Annotated in this window: 22 protein-coding genes and 1 pseudogene; 7 read left to right on the top strand and 16 right to left on the bottom strand. The window is 40.2% G+C overall.

The genetic code is table 11. The features are described from left to right. The 9 genes from flgH to ACJJVX_RS09215 all read right to left on the bottom strand — a co-directional run bounded on the left by flgH (position 1) and on the right by ACJJVX_RS09215 (position 7381). A complete protein-coding gene (gene flgH, locus ACJJVX_RS09255) occupies positions 1-684 on the bottom strand; it encodes a flagellar basal body L-ring protein FlgH (RefSeq protein ID WP_054203359.1) in 684 nt (227 codons plus the stop codon). Positions 685-701: 17 nt separating this feature from the next. Then, complete coding sequence (gene flgG / locus ACJJVX_RS09250; protein ID WP_054203360.1) at positions 702-1490, bottom strand: flagellar basal-body rod protein FlgG; 789 nt, start codon at positions 1488-1490, stop codon at positions 702-704. A gap of 21 nt (positions 1491-1511) precedes the next feature. Then, a complete protein-coding gene (locus ACJJVX_RS09245; protein ID WP_054203361.1) occupies positions 1512-2276 on the bottom strand; it encodes a flagellar basal body rod protein FlgF in 765 nt (254 codons plus the stop codon). Between the two features lie 229 nt (positions 2277-2505). Then, the gene (gene flgE / locus ACJJVX_RS09240) at positions 2506-3849 is read right to left on the bottom strand and encodes a flagellar hook protein FlgE (RefSeq protein WP_054203362.1); all 1344 of its coding nucleotides are present in this window, start codon (positions 3847-3849) and stop codon (positions 2506-2508) included. Between the two features lie 59 nt (positions 3850-3908). Continuing rightward, on the bottom strand, positions 3909-4589 hold the full coding sequence (locus ACJJVX_RS09235; RefSeq protein WP_054203363.1) for a flagellar hook assembly protein FlgD: 681 nt from the start codon (positions 4587-4589) through the stop codon (positions 3909-3911). A gap of 13 nt (positions 4590-4602) precedes the next feature. Further along, complete coding sequence (gene flgC / locus ACJJVX_RS09230) at positions 4603-5034, bottom strand: flagellar basal body rod protein FlgC (protein ID WP_054203364.1); 432 nt, start codon at positions 5032-5034, stop codon at positions 4603-4605. A 2-nt stretch (positions 5035-5036) separates the two neighbouring features. Beyond that, the gene (gene flgB, locus ACJJVX_RS09225; RefSeq protein ID WP_054203365.1) at positions 5037-5447 is read right to left on the bottom strand and encodes a flagellar basal body rod protein FlgB; all 411 of its coding nucleotides are present in this window, start codon (positions 5445-5447) and stop codon (positions 5037-5039) included. A 150-nt stretch (positions 5448-5597) separates the two neighbouring features. Then, positions 5598-6428 carry a protein-glutamate O-methyltransferase CheR gene (locus ACJJVX_RS09220; RefSeq protein WP_054203366.1) on the bottom strand — a complete coding sequence of 277 codons (831 nt, stop codon included), beginning with the start codon at positions 6426-6428 and terminating at the stop codon, positions 5598-5600. A 20-nt stretch (positions 6429-6448) separates the two neighbouring features. Next, a complete protein-coding gene (locus tag ACJJVX_RS09215; protein WP_054203367.1) occupies positions 6449-7381 on the bottom strand; it encodes a chemotaxis protein in 933 nt (310 codons plus the stop codon). 141 nt (positions 7382-7522) lie between these two features. Between ACJJVX_RS09215 and flgA the strand changes: the two genes are divergently transcribed. From flgA to flgN, 3 genes are all read left to right on the top strand, one after another. Further along, positions 7523-8230, top strand: a complete 708-nt coding sequence (gene flgA, locus ACJJVX_RS09210) for a flagellar basal body P-ring formation chaperone FlgA (RefSeq protein ID WP_170173146.1) — start codon at positions 7523-7525, stop codon at positions 8228-8230. A 78-nt stretch (positions 8231-8308) separates the two neighbouring features. Beyond that, the gene (gene flgM / locus ACJJVX_RS09205; RefSeq protein WP_054203369.1) at positions 8309-8626 is read left to right on the top strand and encodes a flagellar biosynthesis anti-sigma factor FlgM; all 318 of its coding nucleotides are present in this window, start codon (positions 8309-8311) and stop codon (positions 8624-8626) included. Further along, entirely contained in the window at positions 8619-9050 is a 432-nt protein-coding gene (gene flgN, locus ACJJVX_RS09200) for a flagellar export chaperone FlgN (protein ID WP_054203370.1), read from the top strand. The genes flgM and flgN overlap by 8 nt, the downstream gene beginning before the upstream one ends. Before the next feature lie 149 nt (positions 9051-9199). Here the strand turns inward: flgN and ACJJVX_RS09195 are convergent, their stop codons facing one another. Continuing rightward, positions 9200-9658, bottom strand: coding sequence for an LPP20 family lipoprotein (locus ACJJVX_RS09195; RefSeq protein ID WP_054203371.1), 459 nt, complete (start codon positions 9656-9658; stop codon positions 9200-9202). Positions 9659-9816: 158 nt separating this feature from the next. On the opposite strand from ACJJVX_RS09195, the gene ACJJVX_RS09190 reads away from it, so the two are divergent. After that, entirely contained in the window at positions 9817-11010 is a 1194-nt protein-coding gene (locus ACJJVX_RS09190; RefSeq protein WP_342883230.1) for a flagellar assembly protein FlgT, read from the top strand. 82 nt (positions 11011-11092) lie between these two features. On the opposite strand, the gene ACJJVX_RS09185 is transcribed toward ACJJVX_RS09190, so the two are convergent. The 4 genes from ACJJVX_RS09185 to ACJJVX_RS09170 form a co-directional block, all read right to left on the bottom strand. Beyond that, on the bottom strand, positions 11093-11851 hold the full coding sequence (locus ACJJVX_RS09185; RefSeq protein WP_405631165.1) for a hypothetical protein: 759 nt from the start codon (positions 11849-11851) through the stop codon (positions 11093-11095). Then, positions 11838-12596 carry a hypothetical protein gene (locus ACJJVX_RS09180; RefSeq protein WP_405631163.1) on the bottom strand — a complete coding sequence of 253 codons (759 nt, stop codon included), beginning with the start codon at positions 12594-12596 and terminating at the stop codon, positions 11838-11840. Before ACJJVX_RS09180 ends, ACJJVX_RS09185 begins: the two co-directional genes overlap by 14 nt. Further along, on the bottom strand, positions 12583-13329 hold the full coding sequence (locus tag ACJJVX_RS09175; RefSeq protein WP_405631161.1) for a hypothetical protein: 747 nt from the start codon (positions 13327-13329) through the stop codon (positions 12583-12585). The genes ACJJVX_RS09180 and ACJJVX_RS09175 overlap by 14 nt, the downstream gene beginning before the upstream one ends. A 384-nt stretch (positions 13330-13713) precedes the next feature. After that, on the bottom strand, positions 13714-14616 hold the full coding sequence (locus ACJJVX_RS09170; RefSeq protein WP_054203377.1) for a LysR substrate-binding domain-containing protein: 903 nt from the start codon (positions 14614-14616) through the stop codon (positions 13714-13716). 113 nt (positions 14617-14729) lie between these two features. Here ACJJVX_RS09170 and ACJJVX_RS09165 point away from each other — a divergent pair, with 113 nt between their 5' ends. The 3 genes from ACJJVX_RS09165 (at position 14730) to ACJJVX_RS09155 (ending at position 18777) form a co-directional block, all read left to right on the top strand. Continuing rightward, the gene (locus ACJJVX_RS09165; RefSeq protein WP_054203378.1) at positions 14730-15458 is read left to right on the top strand and encodes a glutathione peroxidase; all 729 of its coding nucleotides are present in this window, start codon (positions 14730-14732) and stop codon (positions 15456-15458) included. A gap of 81 nt (positions 15459-15539) precedes the next feature. Next, positions 15540-16988 (top strand): dihydrolipoyl dehydrogenase, encoded by a 1449-nt coding sequence (locus ACJJVX_RS09160; RefSeq protein WP_054203379.1) that lies wholly within the window; start codon positions 15540-15542, stop codon positions 16986-16988. Positions 16989-17442: 454 nt separating this feature from the next. Next, the gene (locus tag ACJJVX_RS09155) at positions 17443-18777 is read left to right on the top strand and encodes an ATP-binding protein (RefSeq protein ID WP_170173144.1); all 1335 of its coding nucleotides are present in this window, start codon (positions 17443-17445) and stop codon (positions 18775-18777) included. A 205-nt stretch (positions 18778-18982) separates the two neighbouring features. Here ACJJVX_RS09155 and ACJJVX_RS09150 read toward each other — a convergent pair. Next, positions 18983-19215, bottom strand: a pseudogene (locus tag ACJJVX_RS09150) (hypothetical protein); the annotation flags it as partial. Between the two features lie 45 nt (positions 19216-19260). Next, positions 19261-19725: a hypothetical protein gene (locus tag ACJJVX_RS09145; protein ID WP_054453847.1), complete on the bottom strand. Its 465-nt coding sequence runs from the start codon at positions 19723-19725 to the stop codon at positions 19261-19263. Positions 19726-19741 lie beyond the last annotated feature (16 nt).

The raw sequence follows: 19741 nt of genomic DNA, 5'->3' as shown, positions 1-19741 counted from the left end.
TTAAAAAGGGAACAGTGCACTACTGAAGAACTGCGTTAACCAACCCGCACTTTGAGACTCTTGTAATTGCCCTTTGCCTGAATATTGAATTCTCGCATTAGCAATGCGATTAGAGGTAACTGTATTATCTGCAGTAACATCTTGTGGACGCACAAGCCCTTCGAGTCGAATAAACTCTTCACCTGTATTCAACGTCAGCCACTTTTCACCACGAATCACTAAATTTCCATTTGGTAACACACGCATTACGTTTACTGAAATATCACCAAATAAACTATTTGATTGGTTTGATTTTAAATCGCCATTAAAAGACGAGCCACTGCCAATGCCAAATTGAATGCTATCGCCACCAATATTAACCGGCAACCCCCCTAACCCAACAACAGGATCAAGACTTGCGTCACTTGTTTTATCAGTTTGAGTTTTTGCAGCTTTTGATGACTGTGTTGACTCTTGCAGTTTCACCGTAATAATATCGCCTGTGCGCAGTGCTTTTTTATCTGAATAAAGATCATTCGATAAATAACTATCAAATAGTGAACCTGTCGCTACAACTTGCTCTGTTGCAGGCTCTGGATACATAGGCGCATAGTAAGGGTCATCCTGAACCACATCAGTATTTTGGCTTGTCATACAGCCACTTAAAAATAATACACCCGTTAAGGTTATGGTAAAATTACGCATCACTTTGCCCCTAATCATTAAAGTTGCTGATTGATATAACTCATCATTTCATCCACAGCTGAAATAACTTTTGAGTTCATTTCATAAATACGCTGCGTCTCAATCAAGTTAACCAATTCTTCGGTCACATTAACATTAGACGTTTCTAATGCGCCTTGTACCACAGAACCTAAGCCTTCTAGACCTGGATTACCTTGCACTGGAGCACCACTGACGGCAGTCTCTGTATATAAGTTTTGACCAACAGGCTCTAAACCCGATGGATTAATAAAATCACTAATTGTTAGCTGCCCAATCACGACATTCTCAGCCTGCCCTGCAACACGTACAGATACTTCGCCGTCTTGCGAAATTGTGATGGACTGTGCATCATCAGGTACATTCATTTCAGGTTGAACCGGAAAACCTGCACCAGCGGTTACAATTCGACCATCTTCATCTGTCGTAAATTGGCCGTTTCGCGAATAGGCAATATTGCCATCTGGTTGTAGTATTTCGAAAAAACCAGGACCCGAAATCATCCAATCTAAGGAGTTTTCAGTGGTCAACATATTACCTTGAGAAAAGTTCTTTTGATTGGCAACAACCTTAGCACCCGCACCAAGCATTAAACCTGATGGCATTTCTGTATCTTGCGATGAACGACCACCCGGCTGGTTAATATTTTGATAAAGTAAGTCTTCAAACACCGCTCGGCTCTTTTTATAACCGACAGTACTGGCATTGGCTAAGTTATTTGAGATCACCGAAATATCGGTTTGTTGGGCATCTAAGCCTGTTTTACTGATCCACAATGCAGGATTCATTTTTGTGTCCTCTCAATAAGGTTAAACAATGCGCATCAACTGAGTTTGACGTTCGTCAATTTCTTCAGCTGTTTTCATTAACTTAACTTGTAATTCAAATTGGCGTTGATGGCTTATCATATCCACCATCTCATGTACGGGGTTCACGTTTGACATCTCTAACATACCGCTCATCACTTTAACGTTTGGTGAGATATCACAAAACCCACATAAATCATCAATGAGTAACTCAGGCTTTGGTCTAAACAGGCCATCATTGCCTTTTTCAAGTTCAGAGTTATTTGCCTTAATGACCTTAAGGCGATCAACCACCTCTAAGAAGTTTGCTGGCGCACCTTGCGGGCGAACCTGAATCGCTCCGTCTTCACTAAACTCTAATTTTTCAATTGGTAACGGCAAAATGATCGGGCCACCCTCACCTATTACCTGACGACCATGACTCGTTATTAAAGCACCATCAGGGGTGATATTTAGTGTACCAACTTTAGTATAAGCTTCTTTGCCTGATGCATCTTGAACACTTAGCCAACCTTTATCGCTCAAAGCAATATCTAAATCACGGCCCGTTTCAACGATACCGCCTGAGGTCATGTTTGAACCTGGTCGCTCTTGCATTGAGAAAACGCGGGTAGGTAAACCTTCTCCAAAAGCTTGCATCGAACGAGCTTGTGCAAAGTCCGCTTTAAATCCAGTCGTATTGGCATTTGCTAAATTGTTTGCTTTGAGCGCGAGGCCCCGCATACTTTGCTTAGCCCCAGACGCTGCAATGTAGACCATCTTGTCCATAACATCGACTCACGTTAAAATTCTATAACGTAATAAATGCAAGATAAGTGCCACAATAAATTGACGCTAATTTAAGCTAAGGCCCACGGGCAAAGAATAAGAATAAATTAGGCAAAGCAGTAATCAAATCGGGGGATTAAAAAAGGCCGCCAATTGCAGGCAGCCTAGGTGTCGGATCGTAAATAAGAACCTTACAGTATTAACTCTTAACTTAAGTTCAAGTTAATGATTAACGGATCTGCAAGATTGCTTGTTGTAATGTAGAGTTAACTTCAAGTGCACGTGAATTTGCTTGGAAGTTACGTTGTGCACTGATCAAATCAACCAATTCATTGGTTAAGTTTACATTTGACTGCTCTAGAGCAGATGAGTTAATTGAACCCAATGTACCTGATCCTGGCTCACCAGCAATTGGCTCACCCGATGTTAAGCTCTTTTTCCATGAAGTATCACCTGCTTGCTGTAGGCCTTGTGAGTTTGAAAAGCGAACCATAGCCACTTGGCCTAAGAATGAGGTATCACCATTGCTGTATGACGCAACGACCTTACCATCTGTACCAATATCAATCCCCGCTAAACGCCCCACTGTCGCACCATCTTGCTCAAGTGCTTTAACTTCAAAACGACTTGCGTATTGAGTCGGTACTTTATTACTCGTACCTGCAGAGTCACGCCAATTTACCGTAATTTCGTTCGGAAATTGTGCGCCATTACTCAATAAAGTGCTTAAACCTGCCGCAGCACCTGATGGCAATACTACATCAGGAAAAGTTGTTTCTGGCGCTGCTACATCAGGTAAACCTGCGGCAGTAAATTGCAATGAATCAATCGGGGTATGTGCTCCAGTTGCTGTTGCAGCACCCGTTATATCAAACGGTTGTTTATCCATCGTGGCATAAACACTCCAGCTATTTGCATTGGTCGCAGGATCTTGCTTTACAAAAAATAACTGCGCAACGTGAGGTTGACCTAACGAATCATAAATTGTTGTAGACGTTGACGAGTTATAACTCGTGCTATCGGTAGGATCAAATGTAGAAGTAGTAGGCACATCTGAACGCGAATCTAAATTCATTGAACTATAAATATTGCTCGTATGACGCGGTGCTCCTGATGCATCAGGGATCTGAATCGGTGAAGTCGTACTTAAACTTACAGATGTTGTATTGCCTGTAGAAGGGTCAACAGGGAAGCCTTGCAAGTAATTACCACGTGCATCAACAACAAAGTTATCTTTATTGAGCTTAAAAGCACCTGCACGAGAATATGAAAAATCTTGCGATGCTATATCTTCACTCATTGCAAAATAACCTTCACCCGTGATTGCTAAATCTAATGAGTTTTGAGTAAACTTAAGTGAACCTTGGTGGAATTGTTGCGCCACCATGGTGGTTTGTACACCATCACCATTTTTTGTTTTGCCCGAGCTAAAAACTGACGATGCATACACATCAGCAAATTCAGCGCGCGACTCTTTAAAACCGGTCGTATTTACGTTAGCAATATTATTTGCAGTTACATCCAAATCTTTTTGTGCGGCTGCAATGCCAGTTAATGCAATATTGAAGCTCATAATTCACCTCTAATCTGTCAATGTTTAGCCGAAAGAAGGCTAACTAATTATTAAAATTTCTACGCGATTTCTGCAACGTCAGTTAGCCTAACCGCACCTTCTTTTGTGTTAACGATAATGCCATTAGCACCATTAATATTCACACTTTCGATATTCTTAAAAGTTGCAACAGGTAAACTTGTAAACTCACCATTAAGCTGCCCTTCTGCTTTAATTTTGTACTCACCTGGAGGTAAACGTTCCCCATCGGCATTTTTACCATCCCATGCAAAACGCACAGCACCCGCTGGTTGAGCCCCCATATCAATGGTACGTACCAACTGCCCTGAAGAATCTTCGATTCGTAGCATCAAGCTTTCAACGGGGCCTTCAGCAACAGCAGTCCCGCGAGCATCACCAGTGTCATTCAAATCTAACTTATCAGACTCTAATAACGCCTGCTTACCCACTAGAGTTGAGGCTTGTAATGCTGAATTCGATGTCATTGACGCTGCCAGTGACTGAAAGTTGCTATTTAAATTCGAGATCCCTTCAGCCATAGTAAAACTGGTCATCTGTGCGATCATCTGATCATTGTCGGCCGGCTTACTAGGATCTTGAAATGACAACTGTTGAGTTAGCAGCGAGAAAAAATCTTCTTGCGTTAACTCATCGCTTTTTTGCTCACTCGCTACCTGTTTATCTTGCCACTTGAGCGAATCTAAATAGGTTGACGATGCTGTGCTGATATCGTTACTCATAACCTTTCCTCAATTACCGCTGCCCAAGCAACAGTGTTTTGCTTAACATTTGCTTTGCTGCATCAGCAACTTGCACATTTGTTTGATAAGAGCGTGAGGCAGAAATCATATTAGCCATTTCTTCAACAACGTTAACATTAGGTTTGTAGATATAACCATTTTCATCCGCACTTGGATGGTTCGGGTTATATTCTATTTGCAGTGGCTTATTACTCTCCACGATCCCTAACACTTTTACGCCAACAGACGACCCCTGTTTGTTGCCGTGCGATTCCGAGGCTTTACTCAACTCCGCAGCAAACACAGCGTGGCGTGCTCGATAAGTCTTGTCTTGGCTTGAGCTAATAGTATTGGCATTAGAAATATTACTGGCTGTGGTATTTAAGCGTACATTCTGTGCACTCATACCTGTACCTGAAATATCGAAAACGTTATATAAACTCATGCTTAGGCTCCTTGACTACCGAGGGCTTTTTTAAGGCCTTTAATTTTACCGCTCATAAACTGCAGGCTTGCCTGATACTCTAATGAGTTCTTTGTATACAAGTTTCGTTCCACTTGTATATCCACTGAGTTACCATCACCTGTATCTGTTTGATTTGGCGAGCGAAACATTTCACTATTACCTACATAACGACTGCCGCCGGCAATGTGTTTAGCGTTGGTTGTTACCATGCTGTTGCCGCTTTGCTGGTGGCTTTTTGCCGTTTTAAGTGCAGACGCAAAATCGATATCTTTCGCTTTATAGCCTGGCGTATCAGCATTAGCGATATTGGTTGCTAATAACTCTGCTCGCTGCGAACGGATCAACATTGCGTGAGGATGCACCCCAAATGCTTTATCAAAACTGATAGCCATAACCATCTCCAAAAAATTGACTTAAGTTGATTAATGCAAAAGACGAGCCAGTTTAATGAACACAATAAAGGAAGGATTAACTTATTAATTATAAAGAAAAACGGTGCTTATACGGCACCGTTTTTTTAGGAGTAGCTAGAAGTGAATTAGTTATTTTTTTTGATAAATAATTCCAGGGTTGCACCTAACCATATCAAACTCATCACTGAGTCCCGACATTGACTCTGACGCTCCTAAAAACAAAAAGCCCTTAGGGTTAAGCGCTTGAGCAAATTGGGCAATAATTTTTGCTTTCACTTCAGGTGAAAAATAAATCAATACGTTACGGCAAAAAATAATATCAAACTTCCCCATCAGCGCATACGAGTCCAATAAATTTAGGTGTCTAAAACTAACCAGTTTTTTAATAGGATCAACAACCTGCGCCATGCCATTGCCGCTGTCTTTAAAAAACTTTTTACGGCGCTCTACTGACAAACCACGAGCTAAAGCGAGTGAATCATATTCTGCATGTTTACACATATCTAGCATCGTATTAGAAATATCAGTGCCAATTATCTGAGCACCCATTTTTAATACACCAGGCTGCTTAGCCTGAAATTCAGCAACCGACATTGCAATTGAGTAAGGCTCCTGCCCAGAAGAGCTCGCCGCAGACCATATTTTTAATGGCCTACGTAACTCTTTATGCTCAGGAAACAATTTAGATTGCAATAACTCAAAAGGATATTGATCCCTGAACCAAAGTGTTTCATTTGTTGTCATTGCATCAACAACTGCAGCGCGTAACTGACGCTCATGTGGGCTGAGTGTTTTACTAACCAATTGCGAAAGCGATTCAACTTTAAAGCGCACCATTAAAGGCGCAAGTCTGCTTTTAACTAAATAAAGCTTATTATCGCCTAACACAATGCCGCATTGTTGCTCTAAAAAAGAACGAAATTGATTATACTCGCCTTGCTCTAAATGCTTATTTTCCAAAGTAACACCACCTATCAGAATTAGTCACAATGAACCCATTTTTTTACTGCTGTTGCCAATTCATCTGGGTTAAATTTTGCAATAAAGTCATCAGCACCGACTTTTTCAATCATTGCTTGATTAAACACACCACTAAGCGATGTATGTAAAATAACATGTAACGGCGCAAGTTTTGGATCAGCTTTAATTTCAGCGGTAAGAGTATAGCCGTCCATTTCAGGCATTTCTACATCTGAAATCAACAAACCAACACGTTCAGTAATATCATGTTTGCAATCAAGTTCTGCAATTTCACGAAGACGAATTAATGCCTCTTTACCATTTTTAGCGAGTTCAGTTTGAACACCTAAGGGTTCCAGAGCACGTTTTACTTGGTTACGCGCAACGGCTGAGTCATCAGCAATAAAGACGATACGCTCACCTAAGTCTTTTTGAATTTCACCATCACTAGCGATTTCGGCGCTAACTTCTGTATTTACAGGGCAGATTTCATTCAAGATTTTTTCTACATCAAGAATTTCAACCAACTCATTTTCAATTTCGGTCACTGCCGTTAAATATGAATATCGACCAGCCCCAGATGGCGGCGGCATTATTTTTTCCCAATTCATATTAACAATACGTTCAACACCACCCACTAAAAACCCTTGAACGGAGCGGTTATATTCAGCAATGATGATAAAACTATCTTTTATATTTTCGATTGCAGGGCCACCAACGGCCATAGATAAATCAATAACAGAAATTGTCTGCCCACGTATATGTGCAACACCTCGAATATACGCATTTGATTTTGGCATATTGGTTAAAGGAGGGCATTGTAGTACTTCTCTCACTTTAAACACGTTTATACCAAAGCGCTGCCGCCCTCTTAGCTTGAATAATAATAATTCAAGGCGGTTTTGCCCAACCAACTGAGTACGTTGGTTCACTGAGTCTAAAATGCCTGCCATTTCAATCTCCTAAAGAAAGCGAATAATAACGGAACAATAATTGCTTTCTTTCTTTAAAGCTACATAACATCGCGGGAGCGTCTATTCTTTGACGCTAAATATATATACCCTGTTTTCAACAATAAGCATAGTCGAAACATTATGAGTTTGTTAAAAAAAAGCCGAAGATACAGTGTTTTTTATTTTCTTGCTAGCCAATTTCTAGTATCACCTCTATACGCTCAATCTTACAGCAAGGAAGAATTACAAGAACTTGCGGTTTCGTATGTGGCTGATCAGTTAGGCCCTTCGCACCCAGAAACTCGCCAACTTAACGCACTCACCTTGGATAGCAGAATCCCTGATCGCAGTTGTCAAAGTCAACCTATACTAACGATTCCAACAGAACCGCCCTTTAATCGTCAGGTCACAGTTCAAGTTAAATGTGATGATACGAATAGCTGGAGCCAATATGTTCACGTACGTGTCGTTGAGCTTTCTGCAGTAGTGGTCGCCAGTGAAAACCTCGCCAGAGGCGAAGTTATTCAAGATCATCATTTAAGTTTAATTATGAAGCCTAAACATTTTGTTAGAGTTCAGCATCTCCAAGACACACAGTTACTGATTGGCAGTCGTAGTAAACGAAATATACGCAGTGGTTTTCCTATTTCTATGAACCAAATATGTATGGTTTGCAAAGGCGACAACGTCACTATTTTTGCTGTGATCCGAGGGTTAAAAATTAAAGCTTCAGGTTTAGCCCTTGAAGATGGTACTTTAGGAGAGCAGATAAAAGTTAAGAATAAAAAATCAGGGAAAATTTTAAATGCCCGTGTTGACGGTGTAGAGTCTGTGCAGGTAAATATTTAAATTTCCATATTTATGCTAAAGTAACTAACATATATGCCGATAACTAGGCATCAGTTGGGTAATGTATAGGTTAAAATCATGGTAAGCCAAGTAAATAAAGGTCAACAACAGGCTAATGTGTTGGCCAATGCTAAACAGCAAAAAGTTGATTTACAAAATAATAGTTCACAAACAGCAGTGCAAACGGCGGCTCCTAAAGCTGCAACTGACTCTGTTAGCTTAACACCTCAAGCTCAGCAGCTTAAATCACTGCAAGAAAAAACACAGCAGTCATCTGGCTTTGATAGTAAAAAAGTTGAAGAGCTGAAAAAAGCAATCAGCGAAGGTAAATATCAAGTTGATACTGAAAAGTTAGCAAAAAGCATAGCTTCATTTGAGTTTGATGTGTATGGCTGATCATAATTCTTTAATATGCTCTAAGCTCACAATGCAGTTAAATTGCTTAACCTCATTGGCCAGTATTTTAGATGATGAATTAACAGCCATTGCATCTCGCCGTGGTGAAGGATTAAAAGATCTTGCCCAACAGAAGCTTAGTTTTTTAAGTAAAATTCAAACGCTCGATAAAGAACTAAAAACCTTAATGACGACTAATGATGAGCAATCAGCTGAACTCCCTGAACTTATTCATAATGTCCGAAAGCAACTAGAGTTTTGTAAGAAAAAAAACGACGTTAATGCTCATGCTGCTCATCAAGCAAATTTAACAGTTAGACAATTGAAAGATATATTAATTGGCGCGCCAACATCTATGACTTATGACCAAGGCGGCAGTGCTGTTCATGGTAATAATGAATTAGTTAGAAATCTAAAAGCATAAGCTTCTTCGTAACCAACACTTAAGATTATATTAAGCCTTCCCTACTGCATCCAAATTTTAATGAAAGTGGCCTGTCATTTCGTTTAAAAAAGTCATACTTAGCACATATCAATAAAAATATAGCGCCTCGGGCATTGCATAACAAACTCTTAGTAATACGTTACTTTTTTAACTTCTCTTGGCTTAATTTCACCAATATATAAATCATGTACCCGCTTCATATCAAGATGCAACTCTGTAGCGTAGGTGTCGCCAACAGCATATGTTTTAACGACCTGCGCGCCTTTAATCACCCCTTGAACTTGACTTTGTAGCCGATCATTTTGCGCAATACTGCCTTGCACTGTTGTACCAGCGGTAATTTTTTGCCCATACACTTGCTCAGCAAGCTCACGGTAAGCTTCAAGCTTAGATGCTTTAATTGCCATGAGTGAACGTTGTGACTGGTTTTCCCCCTGTTGAGCGCTTATGGGGGCATACCCTATTGCTTTTAATATTGGGTAGTTATCTGGCTCTACATACTTATATTCCACATGTTTATCAAAAATACTACTACAGCCAGCTAAGCTCAGGCTTGCTAAAGTACAAAACAAAATTACAGTACGCATGGCATTTTCACGCTTTTAAAGAGTCATAATCGTCAGATTAATGCACAATTAATGCCAAGGTTAGTGTGTAATTCTGTTTTAAAAGCCTATAATTAAACAACTGGTACAGTCCTTGCTCTGTTATTCATAATAGCAAATGTAGGTATGGGGTTAGGAAAATGAAACGCGTGTTATCAATTATAGTGATCATCACTAGCTGGCTAAGCATTAGCTTTTTCTCTGTAAATGCATTTGCGCAATGGTACGAATCAACCGGCCACGCCAGTATTAAAAATAACGATATTAGCGGCGCTAAGTCAGCGGCTATAAAAGATGCGATCACGCAGGCATTAGTGTTCTCTGGTGCACGCGTTACGTCAATGCAAACCTTAGTTGACGGCGTGCTAATGCAAGATCAGTTAAAAATAAAAAGCCACGGTGAAATTCAAAAAATAGAGATGATCAGCGAAGACCGAAGATCTGACCAGCTCGCGATTACGTTGCGTTTAGATATTTTCCCACAACAAGAGCACTGCCCGGCAAGCCAATTTAATAAATTTGTTGCGATCACTCAAACCCAATTAGTCAATCGTGAACAAGCAATGATGGGTCAAATTTTTGACATTGACAAAGCCACCAGCGAATCTCTCTATAAGACTTTAAATAAGTCGGCCATGAACGCTAAGCCCACCGCCTACTTTAATTTTCCTATTCGCGTTGGTGAGTTTTTTAATCAGCAATACGATTACAGTAACGCCCTATTAGAAGAAATTGCTACGCGCAGCAATTCGCAATACGTGTTATTAAGCCAAATGGTCGACATTTCAAATAGCGACAAACTTAATAGCGACTATGCCTTTTGGCAAGATGAAACATACCAACGTTCATACAAGGTCGACTTTGCACTATTTGATGGCACCACCTATGAGCGATTATGGCAAAAAAGCTATCGTAGCCAAGCTATTTGGCCTTTTGAAAAAACCGAGATTATTGATGTATTTAGCGAAAAATTTTGGGGCTCTGATTATGGTAAAAGCATCGAAGAAATAAACCAAACAGCGAGTTACGACTTACAAGCAGCAATGGCGTGCCTTGAAACACAAGGTAAGATTTTACATATTGAAAACGATAAATTAATTATTAATTTAGGGAAAGCGCACGGCCTAGAAAAAGGCCAGTTATTAAGTATTGCCCACCATAACTATTTAACAGACGCTGCGGGTAATAAAATGCCACACCTGATCACGACATTAAACACAGTACAAGTAAATCAGGTATACCAGCAAAGCGCAGTTGCGGTCAGTGTGAATCAGCAACCTTTACCCAACATTCAAATTAATGATGTAGTACAGTTAATTAACGTAGAGCCTTAGTCAATTATCGAGGTTGGTATTGGTATCGTGCGCAGCACAATTAAATACCATTACCGCCCCAAAAAAAAGTGCAGTTTTACGCTTATAGTCCTTCATATTCAGCCTTCCTTGGTTTTAAAATTTGCTTTCTACAGTCAACCATATCCCAACAATCCGTTTCAGGTACGCCGTAATACCAGGCTCTAAAAATAGGTTGATACTTTTCAATAACCCGTTGTTGCATACGTTTTGAAAAATGAGGTAAGTAAAAAGTTTTTATCACCGTAATGTGCCTTGTGATCGTATTTCCTAAATTAAAGCGCGCTTGGCGATACCGAATGTCTGCTTTTTTATATTCTCTGCTCTCAGGTGTAAAGTTTTGCATGTCTTGTTTAGGGCCAGTCGCCCACCCAGCTACTTTATTCATTTGTTCAGCAAACGGCTTAACGGTAAACGTGATATGTATGGGGTCATCAGCATCGGTGGGCCCAAAGCCTCGCGGAAATCCGCCTTGGTGATAATTAGGATGGGTAACCGTAAACTCAATCGATGCATAGGCATTGGGCTGTAATAAATCCAAACGCTCGCGTGGGAAGGTGACTGGCTCATTAGCATAGGCAGCTTTAAAATATTTATAACCAAATTCAATACCACAACTACTGTGGCCACACGACTCTGAATAGGCCGACTTTATCAAAAAAGGAAATTCTGGCACTGAGCCATCTTCTGTTTCAATCGTCACAACAATAGGCCCGCGATAACCATGCACTTTATCAAATAAAAAATCACAGCCTGATGTCAAAAAACACGCCAGTAGCATACAGTAAAATTGCAGTGCAGTTTTACGCTTATAATCCTTCATACTCAGCTTCCCTTGGCTTTAAAATATGTTCTTGGCAAGTCATTTTGTTCCAACAATCTGTTTCGGGTACACCGTAATACCAGGCTCTAAAAATCGGTTGATACTTTTCAATCACACGTTGTTGCATACGTTTTGAAAAATGGGGTAAGTAAAAAGTTTTGATCACCGTAATGTGCCTTTTAATCGTCTGTCCTAAATTAAAGCGCGCTTGGCGATACCTAATGTCTGCTTTTTTATATTCCCTGCTATCAGGTGTAAAGTTTTGCATGTCTTGTTTAGGGCCAGTCGCCCAGCCAGCTACTTTATTCATTTGTTCAGCAAACGGCTTAACGGTAAACGTGATATGAATCGGGTCATCAGCATCGGTGGGCCCAAAGCCTCGCGTAAATACATTGTAGTGATAATTAGGATGAGTAACCTTAAAAAGAATTGTTGCATAGGCATTGGGTTGTAATAAATCCACACGCTCCCGTGGGAAGGTAACTGGCTCGTTAGCATAGGCAGTTTTAAAGTATCTATAACCGGAGTCTATGCCACAACTACTATGACCACATGACTCTGTGTACACAGACTCTATCAAAAAAGGGAATTCTGGCACTGAGCCATCTTCTGTTTCAATCGTCACAACAATAGGCCCACGATAACCATGCGCTTTATCAAATAAAAAATCACAGCCTGATGTCAAAAAACACGCCAGTAGCACACAGTAAAATTGCAGTGCGGTTTTACGCTTATAGTCCTTCATACTCAGCCTTCCTTGGTTTTAAAATTTGCTTTCTACATTTAACCATACTCCAACAATCCGTTTCAGGTACACCGTAATACCAGGCTCTAAAAATCGGTTGATACTTTTCAATCACCCGTTGTTGCATACTTGGTGAAAAATGAGGTAAGTAAAAAGTTTTGATCACCGTAATGTGCCTTTTAATCGTCTTTCCTAAATTAAAGCGCTCTTGCCAAAGCTGCATTTTTCCATTGAAATGCTCATTACTATCTGGTGCCGCGTTCTGCATCATCACTTTGCCCTGCTCGGCCCAGCCAGCTACTTTTTTCATTTGTTCAGCAAACGGCTTAACGGTAAATGTACTATGGATGGGGTCATCGGCATCGGTGGGCGCAAAGCCTCGCGTAAATACATTGTAGTGATAATTAGGATGGGTAACCTTAAAAAGAATTGTTGCATAGGCATTGGGCTGTAATAAATCCAAACGCTCGCGTGGGAAGGTGACTGGCTCATTAGCATAGGCAGCTTTAAAATATTTATAACCAAATTCAATACCACAACTACTGTGGCCACACGACTCTGAATAGGCCGACTTTATCAAAAAAGGGAATTCTGGCACTGAGCCATCTTCTGTTTCAATCGTCACAACAATAGGCCCGCGATAACCATGCGCTTTATCAAATAAAAAATCACAGCCCGATGTCAAAAAACACGCCAGCACTACACTACTCATGGTCATTACTAAATTTTTCACACTATTAACCTTCTATTTTAATAATTATTTAGCGCTAATTAGACTCAACCTTTTTACCTGACTGCGCGACAATTGTGCAATTAAAGAATCTATAGCATTTACTCTTGAAGCTGCTGTGACTACCAAAAGTGACGTTTTTTTCAAAAGAGGAAGGAGTGAGATTAACGGTGAGAAAATATGAATATTCGCTTTATTATAATCACTTCCATATGATGAAAATAAAAAGCAGAGCTTAACTCTGCCTTTAAAAACAACTTTACATTAATATCACCCAGCCGTTTCAAAAAACCTATATAAACAAACAAAAAAGGTATTTAATAATTAGGCTAAAAATAAAAAACCATAACAAAAAACTAGAATAATCACGTTTGAATAAAATGGGTATTAACGTAGAGCCTTAACCAATTGTTGACCAAGGCTTGGGTGTTCACTGAGCCATAGAGCTAATTTATCTACCCCAGCCAAATGGGGGTAATGTTTACGACTCGCAAGCACAATGCTACGTTGTTGAGGCGGAAATATCGGTAAATAACTAATGCCAGCGCGCTCAACGCATGCCAGCTTTGGCACAAACGTTACACCATCATCCATAGCTACTAGCGCAAGTAATGTCTCAAGGCTGTTCCCTAAATATTCATTTGAGACATCGACCCCTGCGGCAAAACAAAACTGCTGCGCTTGATCTTTAAAGCAGTGCCCATCGCTAAGCATTAATAAGCTACATGAGCGTAGTTCGTCTAAGGCAATTTTATCGCGCTGTGCTAATGTATTTTGCTCAGACATTGCCACTAAAAAATCTTCTTTGTATAAATTAACCGTATGATAAAGTTTAAGTTCAGGCACATCTGCTAGTATAGCGATGTCGAGTTCGCCGTTATCAAGCGCATTTAATAATGTGGCGGTTTGCATTTCAACAAAGGCAAATTGACTCTGCGCAAACGCTTCTTTCATCGATGTGAGTAAAGTAGGTAATAAATACGGTGCAATTGTTGGAATAATGCCTATTCTTACTTTACCTTGTAGTGGCGCCGATGAGGTGGCCGCTAGCTCTTTTAATATTTGGGTTTGCTCTAAGATCACTTTGATCTGCGTTAACAAACGTTCACCCTGCGTGGTTAAAGTAACGTGCTTGGTAGAGCGGTCAAATAGTGTGACTCCTAGCTCGTGTTCTAATTTTTTTATTTGACCACTCAGGGTGGGTTGACTGACATAACAGGCATCGGCTGCTTTACGAAAATGCTTAAAGTGCGCAACTGCTTTTACATATTCTAAGTCTTTTAAATTCATTGCAAACTCACTACTAATCGGTATTACCTATCACTATAATACAAACAAACGATTGGAACTATTGTTAATTTACACGCATAATGGCTATCAACAAATCAAGAGGAACAAAAAACATGTTAAAGAATATTGAAGGTCAAACAATCCCACAAGTTACATTCGCAACGCGTCAAAACGACGAGTGGAAATCAGTGACTACTGATGAAATTTTTAAAGGTAAAACAGTTGTTGTGTTTTCACTACCGGGTGCATTTACACCAACGTGTTCATCTACACACTTACCACGCTATAACGAGTTAGCGGGTGTGCTTAAACAAAATGGCGTAGATGAAATTGTATGTTTATCAGTAAACGACACCTTTGTAATGAACGCATGGTCCGCTGACCAAGAAGCACAAAACATCACTGTATTACCTGACGGTAACGGCGAATTCACTGACGGCATGGGCATGTTAGTTGATAAAAGCGAGATAGGTTTTGGCAAACGTAGCTGGCGCTATTCAATGCTGGTTAAAGATGGCGTGATTGACAAAATGTTTATCGAACCAGATTTACCAGGTGACCCGTTTGAAGTATCAGACGCAGACACAATGCTTGAGTACATCAACCCAGAGCAAGTTAAGCCTCAAGCAGTAAGCTTATTTACTAAACCTGGCTGCCCATTTTGTAAAAAAGCGAAAGCATTATTGACTGAGAAAGGTCTTGTGTATGAAGAGATCATTATGGGTGCAGGCGCATCACTAACGAGCCTTAAAGCAATCTCTGGCCGTGAAACTGTGCCACAAGTATTTATCGGCGGAAAGCACATTGGTGGCTCTGACGATTTAGAAAAATATTTTGCTTAATATTTAACACCCCTCGCATAATTAATATTAGGGGCTAACAGCCCCTTTTTTTTGCCAAATATTCGCAAACAGGATACCACTATGAAAGAACTGCAAACCGACGTTGTTGTAATTGGTGCTGGCACCGCAGGCTTAAGCGCATACCGCAACGCAAAACAACACACAGCTAACGTATTAATGATTGAAGCAGGCCCATACGGTACAACCTGTGCGCGTGTTGGTTGTATGCCGAGTAAGTTATTAATTGCCGCAGCAGAAGCCGCACACGCTATTGAAGCGGCACCTGCGTTTGGTGTGCATAGCTCAAAGCCTACGATTAACGGTAAAGAAGTTATGGCACGAGTGCGCAGCGAACGTGACCGTTTTGCAGGATTTGTAGTAGAAGCCGTAGATGAAATACCCGCTGATGATAAAATTCGTGGTTATGCTAAGTTTTTAGATACAAATCGTGTGCAAATTGACGACCACACAATTATTACAGCCAAACGTTTTGTTATTGCCACCGGTTCGCGACCTGCATACCCAGGCGTATTTAATAACTTTGGCGACAGACTCATTATTAACGACGACGTGTTCGATTGGCAGGATCTACCGGAATCAGTTGCCGTATTTGGCCCCGGCGTTATTGGCCTTGAAATAGGGCAAGCTTTGCACCGTTTAGGCGTTAACGTTAAACTATTTGGTGTAGGTGGCGCGATTGGCCCAGTGACTGATCCAGTTATTAAAGATTACGCAAATACCGTATTCGCGGAAGAGTTTTATGTTGATACCGATTCCAATGTCTCTGATATGAAACACGTTGGTGATAAAGCACAACTTACCTATGTAGACAAAAACGGTGAAAAACAAACAGAGCAATTTGATTATGTGCTAGCAGCCACAGGTCGCGTGCCAAATACCGATAAACTAGGCCTTGAAAACACAGGTATTGAGCTTGATGAACGCGGCGTGCCGCTTGCCAATAAATACACCATGCAATGTGGCGATTCAAACATATTTATCGCAGGGGATGCCAGTAACATGATCCCTCTATTACATGAAGCCAGCGATCAAGGTACTATCGCAGGGCAAAATGCAGGACGATTCCCTAATGTACAATCCGGCCTGCGCCGTGCACCTATTGCCGCAGTATTTAGCGACCCACAAATTGCCATGGTGGGTGAAAGCTACAAGCAAATAACCGCCCGCTTTGGTGAGTGCGGTTGTTTTGAAATTGGTGAAGTCAGCTTTGAAAACCAAGGCCGAAGCCGCGTAATGCTGAAAAACAAAGGCCACATGCGTTTATACGCAGAGCAAGGCACTGGCTTGTTTTTAGGTGCTGAGTTTATCGGTCCACAAGCCGAGCATATCGCCCACTTACTGGCATGGGCTGTACAAAACAAAATGACCGTGCCGCAAATGCTCGACATGCCATTTTATCACCCAGTAATTGAAGAAGGCCTACGTACCGCCCTGCGTGATTTAAATGCCAAACTTAAATTTGGCCCAGACATTATCAACCAATGTATGGAATGTGGCCCGGGGAATTAGGGGGTAGGTTACTAAAGGAGGCCTAGGCCTCCTTTGTACTATTTAAAACAATTAATAAAAGTCCAACAAAATAAACTTTTCAATTTAAGTTCGCAGTTGCTAAGGTTGCTGCGCAGTTTATGTGTAAGTTTTCGCTATAGCTGCTGTGTTGCCATGCATCACCCTATATATTTTTCACACAAATTAAACATTAGTAAAAATATGAAAATACAAACTTTATGATGAGTGTCATTTTTATTTAATATCTTCGCGATCCCTTAAAAGCGACTGTACAACAAGGTAAAACATCACCGTTTAAAATGGCAGTAAATTTAATTCATACAACACAACCACATTTATTCGCGCATAAAAACGTGGGGAAACATCATTTATTCGCGCATAAAAGTGTAAAAACTTGCATTTGTTCGCGCAATAAAGTGTAATTAATCATCTAATGAGTAATGCGAGACCTGCCATGCAACGATTAATTTTAGAAAAGTTATTAGGTTGGAAATCTAAACCTACACGAAAACCATTATTAATTGATGGCGCTCGCCAAACAGGTAAAACTTATTTATTACAAACTCTATTAGGCAGTACCTTTGCAAACGTGATTCGAATCGATTTTTTAGAATCCCCACAAATGAGCGAAGCATTCGCTGATTCGTTATCGCCCGATGACGTACTATCTAATATTGAGCTACTTACAGGAAAAACGTTTGACCCTAATACAGATCTACTGATCCTTGATGAAATAGGCGAATGCCCTAAAGCAGTCACATCCCTCAAATACTTTGCTGAACAAGCGCCGCATATGCACATTGCTGCCAGTGGTTCTAATATCGGTTTATTAAACTCCTTCCCGGTTGGTAAGGTGGAACAGCATAATCTACGCCCTCTCACATTTCGTGAATTCCTGATCGCCTCAAAAGAAACCGCTCTAATTAAGGCATTTGCAGCGCAAACAAACTCAAGTGCAGCACATAGTAAATTATTTTCAAAACTCACTGATTATTACTTTACTGGTGGTATGCCAGAAGCTGTAAATACATGGTTTGATTTATCTGCTCACAGTATCATTGACCGCGTTCAAGCTGTAACAGATATTCATAAAAATTTAGTACTGGGGTATCAACGAGACTTCGGAAAATACTCAGGAAAAGTAGATGCAGGTTTAATCGAAGCTGTATTTAACAATGTTCCAGCACAGTTATCTTCAGTTATGGATGAATCGGTTAATCGCTTTAAATTTAAAGGAGTGCACGATAAAAAATCTCGCTATGGTGATTTTGAAAGCGCTATTTCTTGGTTAAACAAGTGCCGCTTGATACTCAAAAACCACCCTATTGATAGCACACCTAAAAGCCCATTAGCAGCATATAAAAAAGACAACATCGTTAAATTATTTCTTTTTGATGTGGGCTTATTAAATCATATGCTAAACATTGGGTATAAAGAAATAAAACAACAAGGCTATGAATACAAAGGCTTTGTGGCCGAAAACTTTGTACAACAGGAACTTGCTGCACAAGGCATTGACCCAACATATTCATGGGGTGATGCAAGAGCGGAGATCGAATTTGTGCTCTCTGATGACGAAGGCAACATACTGCCTATCGAAGTAAAAAGTGGTAAACGCACCAAAGCAAAATCACTGCAATCGTACATAAATAAATGCCAGCCAATCAAAACAATTAAACTCACAGGCACGCAAGGCTCATCATCACTGGAAAAGGAATATATTGTCCTCCCGCTCTACTACAGTGAATATGTAGTAAGCAAACACCTGAGGCTGATGAATTTAATTTGATGATGAATTTAATTTGACACCCATCTTAATTATTTACCGAAAGCAAAAAAGCAAGCGCATCGATTGAAATCAGCAGTAAGTGTACATTTCCAACATAATCACGATTTCGCCCTCCTTAGCTCAGTTCATAAGCGCAGCCCCCTAAATTACAGACATAAAATTTTTTGCCTTAAGGCAATAGTCGACGTTTTAATTATGCTAAAAATTACGCCAGTAGCTTTTCGCAGTTGCTAAGGTTACTGCGCCGTTTTCTACTTAAGTTTTCGCTATAGCTGGTGTGTGATGTTGGCCTGCCTACTGCGCCATGAAATACGCACGCGTAAATTGCGTGGTCAGTTTTAACCAGTTTTCTGGGGAGATATTTACTCTTTCTAATAAGAGTAAGTGTGTACTTTCAATATACCCACGCTTACCTTCTCGTATACAGCGCCCTGTTAAACATTAGGATGAGTGTCATCAACGTTGTTTCTTTTTAGGCACACATTAACCGTGGTGTCGGCGGATATGCTTTACTAAACCTGATTCGTTAAACTCTAATGAAACAATATTAGTTTTACTATATTCAATGGTTTTATCTAAATGCGCAGGCTTAACTTTCCCCCTTTCAGTCATTTTTATAAAAACAACATTAGCCCCTACCATAATTTCGTTTATCTCAATATTGCTATTTATAACTTCATCTTTTAGTTTACCAACCATATCTGAACGGAGTTTCGATTTATCAGTATACGTGAACTTGAATTTAACATGTTCATCGATGAAGTTATCAGATAATAGCGATATATAATGATCTATTTCTTTAGTGGTTGTATTTGGTTGTTGGCGAGCATTTTTGGCTGATACAAATGCCTTTGCTTTCTCGATTAATTGATCTGCCGTGAACTTGTCATTTGCAAAACTTGAAAAAGATAAAATAAGGGATATAAATACTAAAGTTAATTTTTTCACTGAACTCTCCTTGTAT

It is taken from the genome of Pseudoalteromonas sp. Ld20 (assembly GCF_045064175.1).
Classification (GTDB): domain Bacteria; phylum Pseudomonadota; class Gammaproteobacteria; order Enterobacterales; family Alteromonadaceae; genus Pseudoalteromonas; species Pseudoalteromonas neustonica.
Note: the sequence above shows the minus strand (reverse complement) of the source record. Positions and strands in the feature narration are given on the sequence as shown.

What these genes read in the sequence shown, in the direction of transcription:
- ACJJVX_RS09190 (WP_342883230.1), top strand. Translation starts at nt 9,817, where the DNA reads ATGAAACGCGTGTTATCAATTATAGTGATCATCACTAGCTGGCTAAGC.
- flgN (WP_054203370.1), top strand. Translation starts at nt 8,619, where the DNA reads ATGGCTGATCATAATTCTTTAATATGCTCTAAGCTCACAATGCAGTTA.
- flgE (WP_054203362.1), bottom strand. Translation starts at nt 3,849, where the DNA reads ATGAGCTTCAATATTGCATTAACTGGCATTGCAGCCGCACAAAAAGAT.
- ACJJVX_RS09215 (WP_054203367.1), bottom strand. Translation starts at nt 7,381, where the DNA reads ATGGCAGGCATTTTAGACTCAGTGAACCAACGTACTCAGTTGGTTGGG.
- ACJJVX_RS09235 (WP_054203363.1), bottom strand. Translation starts at nt 4,589, where the DNA reads ATGAGTAACGATATCAGCACAGCATCGTCAACCTATTTAGATTCGCTC.
- ACJJVX_RS09160 (WP_054203379.1), top strand. Translation starts at nt 15,540, where the DNA reads ATGAAAGAACTGCAAACCGACGTTGTTGTAATTGGTGCTGGCACCGCA.
- ACJJVX_RS09195 (WP_054203371.1), bottom strand. Translation starts at nt 9,658, where the DNA reads ATGCGTACTGTAATTTTGTTTTGTACTTTAGCAAGCCTGAGCTTAGCT.
- ACJJVX_RS09245 (WP_054203361.1), bottom strand. Translation starts at nt 2,276, where the DNA reads ATGGACAAGATGGTCTACATTGCAGCGTCTGGGGCTAAGCAAAGTATG.
- flgH (WP_054203359.1), bottom strand. Translation starts at nt 684, where the DNA reads ATGCGTAATTTTACCATAACCTTAACGGGTGTATTATTTTTAAGTGGC.
- flgC (WP_054203364.1), bottom strand. Translation starts at nt 5,034, where the DNA reads ATGAGTTTATATAACGTTTTCGATATTTCAGGTACAGGTATGAGTGCA.
- ACJJVX_RS09165 (WP_054203378.1), top strand. Translation starts at nt 14,730, where the DNA reads ATGTTAAAGAATATTGAAGGTCAAACAATCCCACAAGTTACATTCGCA.
- flgM (WP_054203369.1), top strand. Translation starts at nt 8,309, where the DNA reads ATGGTAAGCCAAGTAAATAAAGGTCAACAACAGGCTAATGTGTTGGCC.
- ACJJVX_RS09185 (WP_405631165.1), bottom strand. Translation starts at nt 11,851, where the DNA reads ATGAAGGATTATAAGCGTAAAACTGCACTGCAATTTTACTGTATGCTA.
- flgG (WP_054203360.1), bottom strand. Translation starts at nt 1,490, where the DNA reads ATGAATCCTGCATTGTGGATCAGTAAAACAGGCTTAGATGCCCAACAA.
- ACJJVX_RS09155 (WP_170173144.1), top strand. Translation starts at nt 17,443, where the DNA reads ATGCAACGATTAATTTTAGAAAAGTTATTAGGTTGGAAATCTAAACCT.
- ACJJVX_RS09180 (WP_405631163.1), bottom strand. Translation starts at nt 12,596, where the DNA reads ATGAAGGACTATAAGCGTAAAACCGCACTGCAATTTTACTGTGTGCTA.
- flgB (WP_054203365.1), bottom strand. Translation starts at nt 5,447, where the DNA reads ATGGCTATCAGTTTTGATAAAGCATTTGGGGTGCATCCTCACGCAATG.
- flgA (WP_170173146.1), top strand. Translation starts at nt 7,523, where the DNA reads ATGAGTTTGTTAAAAAAAAGCCGAAGATACAGTGTTTTTTATTTTCTT.
- ACJJVX_RS09170 (WP_054203377.1), bottom strand. Translation starts at nt 14,616, where the DNA reads ATGAATTTAAAAGACTTAGAATATGTAAAAGCAGTTGCGCACTTTAAG.